This is a genomic window from Oligoflexia bacterium, from assembly GCA_034439615.1.
Taxonomy (GTDB): domain Bacteria; phylum Bdellovibrionota; class Bdellovibrionia; order JABDDW01; family JABDDW01; genus JAWXAT01.
In genome coordinates this window covers 1-7,496 of sequence record JAWXAT010000061.1, presented here as the reverse complement: position 1 = coordinate 7,496, position 7,496 = coordinate 1, and the positions used below count along the sequence as shown (strand labels likewise).

9 protein-coding genes are annotated in these 7,496 nt (G+C 40.1%); 4 read left to right on the top strand and 5 right to left on the bottom strand.

Annotated features, from left to right (window positions below; genetic code table 11):
- The 4 genes from lspA to SGI74_14050 form a co-directional block, all read left to right on the top strand.
- On the top strand, positions 1–298 hold a 298-nt coding region (lspA, locus tag SGI74_14065), incomplete at its 5' end, for a signal peptidase II (GenBank protein MDZ4678619.1).
- 3 nt (positions 299–301) lie between these two features.
- Positions 302–1,075: a prolipoprotein diacylglyceryl transferase gene (gene lgt / locus SGI74_14060; protein ID MDZ4678618.1), complete on the top strand. Its 774-nt coding sequence runs from the start codon at positions 302–304 to the stop codon at positions 1,073–1,075.
- Complete coding sequence (lgt, locus tag SGI74_14055; protein MDZ4678617.1) at positions 1,056–1,832, top strand: prolipoprotein diacylglyceryl transferase; 777 nt, start codon at positions 1,056–1,058, stop codon at positions 1,830–1,832. Before lgt (SGI74_14060) ends, lgt (SGI74_14055) begins: the two co-directional genes overlap by 20 nt.
- A gap of 10 nt (positions 1,833–1,842) precedes the next feature.
- Positions 1,843–2,307, top strand: a complete 465-nt coding sequence (locus tag SGI74_14050; protein ID MDZ4678616.1) for a hypothetical protein — start codon at positions 1,843–1,845, stop codon at positions 2,305–2,307.
- On the opposite strand, the gene SGI74_14045 is transcribed toward SGI74_14050, so the two are convergent.
- The 5 genes from SGI74_14045 to SGI74_14025 all read right to left on the bottom strand — a co-directional run bounded on the left by SGI74_14045 (position 2,308) and on the right by SGI74_14025 (position 7,011).
- The gene (locus SGI74_14045) at positions 2,308–2,580 is read right to left on the bottom strand and encodes a hypothetical protein (GenBank protein MDZ4678615.1); all 273 of its coding nucleotides are present in this window, start codon (positions 2,578–2,580) and stop codon (positions 2,308–2,310) included.
- Positions 2,581–2,698: 118 nt separating this feature from the next.
- Complete coding sequence (locus tag SGI74_14040) at positions 2,699–2,821, bottom strand: hypothetical protein (GenBank protein ID MDZ4678614.1); 123 nt, start codon at positions 2,819–2,821, stop codon at positions 2,699–2,701.
- Positions 2,822–3,100: 279 nt separating this feature from the next.
- Positions 3,101–4,720, bottom strand: a complete 1,620-nt coding sequence (locus SGI74_14035) for a GMC family oxidoreductase (protein MDZ4678613.1) — start codon at positions 4,718–4,720, stop codon at positions 3,101–3,103.
- A gap of 15 nt (positions 4,721–4,735) precedes the next feature.
- Entirely contained in the window at positions 4,736–6,841 is a 2,106-nt protein-coding gene (locus tag SGI74_14030; protein ID MDZ4678612.1) for a hypothetical protein, read from the bottom strand.
- Entirely contained in the window at positions 6,838–7,011 is a 174-nt protein-coding gene (locus SGI74_14025) for a hypothetical protein (GenBank protein MDZ4678611.1), read from the bottom strand. Before SGI74_14025 ends, SGI74_14030 begins: the two co-directional genes overlap by 4 nt.
- Between the last annotated feature and the right edge of the window lie 485 nt (positions 7,012–7,496).

Here is a 7,496-nt window from a genome sequence, read left to right as displayed (position 1 = left end):
TATAGTAATCCCACTTGTTGCAATGGGTATTATTCTCATGATCATGAAAACAACTAAAGATGATCAAAAAACTCAGATCATGGCGCTCTCATTAATTTTTGGTGGCGCTATCGGAAATTACATTGACCGATTGCGCTTTCAGTACGTTATCGACTTTTTAGATTTTCATTACAAAGAGGTCTATCATTGGCCTGCATTTAATGTCGCAGACTCAGCTATTGTCTGTGGTGTCGGAATGCTTTTAGCGCAAATGCTTTTTACAAAAGATCCGGATACCAAAAAAAGCGGGGCTGTCTAAAAAATGTGGCCTTTTGTGCTTCGCACAGAAGATCTGGTTTTACCAACGTATCTTGTCGTCAATAGCGGGATTTTCACCTTCGGAATTCTTTGGATATATTTTCGAAGCATTAAATTTAAATACAACACCACCGCCACATTAGACATCGCCCTTGTTTCGATGATCAGTTGTTTTTTAGGCTCAAGACTTGCGCATATCGTTTTTGAATATCCTGAAGTTTACATTCAAGACCCAAGCCTGATTTACAAATTTTGGAACGGCGGATTTGTTTTTTACGGCGGAGCAATTGGTGGTTTCATAAGTGCATTACTCCTTTGCCGTTTTCGCAAATGGGATTTTTTCAAATACGCAGATCTTTTTGCCCCTGTTTTAGCATTGGGTTATTCCATCGGACGCTTTGGTTGTTTTCTTGCTGGTTGTTGCTTTGGACGAGCCTGTGATCTTCCATGGGCAGTGCATTTCCCTGAAGGTGTTGAAGCTCCAGCTGGTGTACCACTTCACCCAACACAGATTTACTCATCGCTATGGGAACTTGGAGTTGTACTGATCTTAGTGTATTTAGAAAAAAAGCGAAAATTCAAAGTACATGGACAGCTTTTAGGCTTATGGTTTGTACTTCACGGCCTAGGTCGAGCTCTCGTTGAGCAGTTTCGTGGTGACTTTAGGGGTGAAGCTTTTATAAATTTAAGTGTGTCCACTTGGTTGAGTTTTGCGACTATGACTATTGGACTATGGCTTTTACAAAGGAAGAAAAAAAATGCATCCGCTACTTCTTAAGATTGGTTTTCTAAAGCTTCACACCTACGGATTAATGATCGTCATTGGTTTTTTATTTGGCCTCTACCTTGTTTACAATCAAGCCAAGCGCGAAGGACTCAACGCTGAACGCGTCGTGGATCTTTCCTTTTGGGGCTTATTTATGGGCCTCATCGGTGGACGTATGGTTTATATCATGACGCGATTTGAATACTTCAGTGATCACTTGATTGAGATTTTATATTTTTGGGAAGGTGGACTTGTATTTTATGGCGGCTTTGCCGGCGGAGTTTTCGCTTTCTGGTATTTTTCTAAAAAATATAAACTTCCAACTTTAAAAGTTATGGATTTAGCCGTTCCGTCTTTAGCCATCGCTCATTTTTTCGGGCGTCTGGGATGTTTTTTTGCCGGATGCTGCTTTGGTAAACCAGCACCTGGGCTTCCATGGGGAGTAACATTCACTGACCCTTTAAGCCTTGCACCTCCAGGTGTTTTGCTTCACCCCGCTCAGATTTATGATGCCCTAAATGCCTTAGTGATTTTTGCTGTGACAATGTTTATGAGAAAAAGAAAGAAATTCACAGGTCAACTATTAGTAACATATATGCTTTTGTATTCCATTGGCCGATCGATTGTTGAAATTTATCGTGGTGATTCTATCCGAGGATTTGTAATTGACCCTTGGTTAAGTACCAGTCAATTTTTCTCAATTTTTACTTTCTTAGGCAGCATTTATCTTTGGAATTACTGGTCAAAGAAATATCCATTGAAAGGTTAAAACGCTAACTATGAACACACCGACACCAACACCGACTAAGAAGCCAGCTTGGTACCGCCGAAATTACTGTATTGCACCAAAAGTACAATTCGGCCTTGTAGGTGTGCTTGCAGGTATTGCGATCGTGTCTTCAGTGGCTATCTGTTACACTGCACATCGCGCGGTCATGGATTTAGGCCTTTTATTTAACGGCCAATACCAAGCACCCCCGATGCGTATCGATACGTTTCAATACATTGCTGATAACTTAATGACAAAACTCATTGTAGTTGTGTGTGTGATGAGTGTGATTTTCACCTTAGTTGGAATAATTTTGACTCATCATTTAGTTGGCCCCGTTTGGAGGCTAGAAAATGAACTTAAAAAACTCATCAGAGGTGAACAAATAGCACCTTTACGTTTTCGTAAGTGGGATGCTTTTAAAGGTTTGCCTGAAGTAGTTAATAAGGTTGTCGAAGGTTATAAGCGGAACTAGTTATTTGCTTGCTACGTTTGAATCAGCAAGACGCTCTTCTGTTTCACAATATGTGTCTTTGCCATCAGTTGATTTATAACATTGAGTTTGAGCTATCACTTTTTGACCATCAATATTTGTAGTAACGAAAACATCTAATTGACCTGCGGCTTGAAAGCCCTCGGGGATATCAGCACGTGCAGTCATTGCATGTCCTGCTATAACTAAAACCATGATTCCTACTAAAAATGTTATTCTTAATGCTTTCATATTGTTTCCCCCGTTTGTCTTCATACCAGTATATATAGCAAGGGGGGTGCCAGTAAAAATAATCAATATTATTAGCTACTTACCTTCAAATACGCTTTAAATTTGTTTACATTTTAACTGTAATTACTTAGCCAATAAGCCCTTAAAACCCGCTAAGTTCTTGATGCTCCCCAAGATTCAAAACTCCGACAAATCCATTGATAGCTGACCAAATCGTAGACACATTACAATTAGGTACGCCGTTACTTTTTGTAATGCTTTTCATCCGGAACTCCGCCGCTATTTCGTCCACTTCCGAAGAATAATTTTCAGAGATATAAATAAAAAGGCCCTGGCACCTTAGCCTCGCTTGCAGTGTAACTGCTTGCCAAGCTCTTGGTTGCCAAGGCTATGGAATGCCTCCGATTGATAAGGAGGCCCGTATGAGAACCAACACACAATGTTCTCTTCGGTGGATTTTAAGAAAACTAGACAAGAAAGCATCAATAAAAATAGTGCTAGTTCTTCGTCTAATAAAGATTACTCCTATGAAGTTAGGCATCTATTAGATGTTCAGACACACACCCGCCATCGCATGTTCGGCAAGGGCTGTAATTGTGAGACTGGGGTTCACACCTAGATTGGCGGGGATCATGCTGCCGTCGATTACGTACAAGCCGGGGTAATTAAATACTTCGCAGTTTTCATTTACTACACCGTCTTGCACTGAAGCACCGATGCGAGCACCACCTAAAATATGTGCCGATGCGGGAGTGTTAAGTAGTGGTTCTGAAAATGCGTTTTGAGAAATGCCTTTGATTTTACGTGATACGTTTTCAACGGCTCGGTGAGCTACTTCAATATAAGCAGGAATTCGAGGTAAGCCTGTTTCTACTGAACCAAATGATTTTCGAAATAATTTGTACCAAGGCCTTTTGATTCCCAGTGCAATTTGATTATCAACGGTTTGCATGACTAATAAAATCACAGTACTTTTTGCCCAATCTTTTACAGTGCATAATTTAATTAAATCGCCCACGCGCAAAATGCATTGAGCAAAAAACTTTAACGGCCTGATAAAAGCATGTCCAGGGCCTGTGAGTGGAAGCGCTAACAAACGCATGAATCCTGAGCCCGCCGGGTATCTTACTACTTCGATTTTTGTGATTTTATCAGGGTGAATTGCAGAACTGATGGCAATGCCTTTTGTGTAATCGACATTTTTTTGAAGTGATGTCGCACCCACAAGACTTTCCCCGTTTGTACGCACGGTTTTACCTAATTCATCTGATAAATGAGGAAGTGAATTGTGGATAACTTTGTTTTCTAAAAGAAGTTTGACTGTTCCGATTGCTCCGGCTGCAAAAATCACATTACGAGCCTGAAATGTTCGGCGTTTACCACCAAACCATGACAACGGATTACGCGTTTCAACTAAGTAGCGCATTGTTGATGGATCAGATGTTTGTGCTGTTTTTTTTGCAGTCGTGTTGAATTCAAGTGGCGTAACTTTCACCACTTCACATTCAGGAATAATTTGAGCACCTGATTTTTCGGCAAAATAAAGATAGTTTTTATCTAATGTATTTTTCGAATTGTAGCGACAGCCCACCATGCAGCCGCCACAAAAAACACAAGGCGAACGCATCGGCCCCTTACCATCAAAATAAGGGTCTTTTGTTTCGGTACCAAAATAAACACCAACATCGACTGAATGAAAGCTTTGCGCACAGCCAAAATCTTCACCCAACTTTTTTAAAACATCATCAGCTTCAGTTAAAAGTGGGTTTTGAGTCACCCCCAACATTCGCTGAGCTGTTTTGTAATGAGGAAGAAGTGCTGACTTCCAATCTTTGATACCACTCCATACAGGGTCATTAAAAAAACTATCCCCTGGAACCATCAGAGTATTTGCGTAGACAAGACTCCCCCCACCTACTCCCGTGCCTGAAAGTATTAAAGCATTTTTAAAAAGTGTGATTGTTTGAATACCAAAACATTTAAATAGCGGAGCCCAAAGATATTTACGCAAATTCCAATTAGACTTTGGAAAGTCCGAGGCTTCATAACGACGCCCCCGTTCAAGCACTAAAACCGAATAGCCTTTTTCAGCTAAACGTAGAGCTGAAACGCTGCCGCCGAAACCGCTGCCTATAATCAGATAATCAAATGTTTTTTGGACCATTAGAAAAGGAGATTACTATTTCTGTGGGATAAAACAACCACTACGTCGTATAACCGTTAAAGCCTTTTTTACTTTGTCATCAATTTCCAGCGCATTACCCTGAATGAGCTTTGCTACTTTTCGACGCATATCGGGTGAAAATTGGCTCAAGGCATCGAGAAACTCAACGGCATCAATTTCTTTAACGCCCCCTATGCGCATATTATCATAAGCACTTTTGAATAACCCGCGATCTTGTTTTGCAAGAACTGCATTCCCACTGTAGGCATCAGAAAACCGATTGGTGATATCATCAATTTTAGTAGCCAAGCGAAATTTTGGCGATTCACCAGTTGCAGAACCAACACCCGCCAATTTGTTTCTCTCAAGAAGTTTAGCTTCATCTTTGGTGGCTTGAGCTGATTTTGCACCTACTTGTCTATTTAAAGCAGCGACTTCACGCCCTGCCGTTCTTTCTGAAAAGTTTTTAGCAAATCTTAAAGCATCATTTGCTGTTTTTAATTCTTTTGAAGCAAGACGTAATTCTTTAAGAACTGTGGGGGTAAATGCAGACGACATACCCAAGCCAACTGTAGCCATTATAATATTTGTCATACACTGGGTTTGTTCAAGTGTGCTCTCAACCATCTTCGGATTCGACTCTTCACACTTATCGAGCTGAAATTTATTTGACTTATTAGACATGCAAGTGTTGATGGCATCAACAAAGAATTTTGAACCATAAAGAGCGTCGGCTGCCGCAGCGACACCATTTGCCCTAGCAAAAAACTGACCTGATTGTGATGCTCGATATGCCACTGTTACTGCGTATTCAGCATTGCGAGTTGCAGCAGCAACTTTGACGGCCTCAGCCACTCGATTTGCCTGTAAACCTTTACCGAATACACCTGCAATGGGCACAATCATCATAGCTTCCATAAAAGCTTCAGCATAAATTTGAGATTGAGTATCAAGATAATCTGCGCCTTTAAATTCACCATTTAAACATGCGAGTGTATTGCTATTATTATAAAGTGTGTTGAAATTTGCATTTGATGAAATAAATTTATCTGTATAACCACTTTGATGTGCTTTGCGTGCATAATCATAACCCTTACGATCTGGATCAAGCTGACTACACATAAATACAGGTTGAGATTGATTGCCCACTTTTACACTAAGCGCATTAATTTCTTTGATCTTTGTCGATGCATCTTTTTTTAGATCAGCGATGACACTCGTAAGATTATCTGGCCCGCTTGCATCTTTTTTCAAAAGTTGATTTGCCAGACGTTTAAGCTTCAAAGATTTGCTTTCAGCCGTGCCAGGACTATCAAAAGTTCCAAATTGACTGCACTCACCTTTACCATCGTTATAACCGCGGGTGTATTTCTCGATAAGGGCTTTCATTCTAGGCTCATTTGATCGCCATATTGCCATTTCATGAGTATCTCTTAATTTAAAGAGGGTCATATTTTCTTGTGTTTGTGTTTCTGCTGGTGAGTCAGGCATCATTGTTTGCGCAACGGCACCTTTACCCCACCCTTTACCTGTTACAAAATTTTTAGCAGCTTCTGGCCAGTATGCTGCCGCATCTTTAACTTTTTGTTTGTAATGATACCCTAAACCTGCGGCTAAGTTGCCACCTATCTCTGTGTATTTACCAAATCTGGTTTTTCTATCGAGTGCTTTTTTCTCAACTAAAGTATTTTCGATTTCACAAATATCAGCAATACTTCTAGCAGTTGATTCTGCAATAAGCTGAAGTGGAGAAGTGGTTTTATTCCGCTGTATTATATTTTCACCCAATGTATTTAAATTATTAAGCTCACACTGAGTTGTTTGCTTATCATTTTTCGAGAGGTCATTAAATAATACACATTGCCTCATGCGATAACTGTTCTGAAACAATTTCCAAGATGCTGCAACTTGATCAGGTGAACAATTTGATTCTTCACAAAGTTTTTTAAATGCTAATTCTGCCGCATCACTACTGCGATCTTTGACACTGAGCTTTGAACCACACACATCACCTGAAATCTCTTCATATGTCCTTAATGCCTTACTTTTAAATTCTTGTGATTCAGCACTCATACCCATAGATAAAATCAAAAATAGTATGATGCGTATATTTTGACTCATTGTCGTCTGCCTGAGTCTGGTGATTTTCGTCTTGCCTCATCAACAGCACACTCAAGAATACTAGAAGTATCGAGCTCATTATCCCCTGGGATACTGATCCCACATGGTAAAACTGGGCATATAAGTGTTTGAGCAAGTTTTCGTTTTTGTTCGTTAGTACTAGGTTGCACTTGAGTAGAGCTTGGTGATTGAGCAAAGGACCCAACACTAAACAGAACAACTATAATTGATACACATATGTATAATTTCGCTTTGAATATTGTCATGATGCTTTATCGACACAGCACATACTGTTATTGAGCAGTTTGTGAGCGAAACCCCACTCAAATATGATAGGTGCGATGATTGCACAGACCTTCGTCATGAATAGCTCAAAGCTTTTATTTCTAAGTCTAGTATTGATAACGGTAACACCTAAATTGAAAGTTGGTTATAAATGGTGCCTGGAAAAATAGCGATAAAACGCCCTTCTTCGTCACCAGTGTTTACAAAATCACAGCCCCAACACTCAAACCCATCGTCTAGACCTGATAAATTTTATCTGACGCTGGCACGAGGCACGCAATAAGGTATCTGTGGATGGAGGTTTCATATGATGAAACACTTTGGAAAACTGATTTTAACTTTGGCTGCAATGACAGGTTTGACTGCGTGC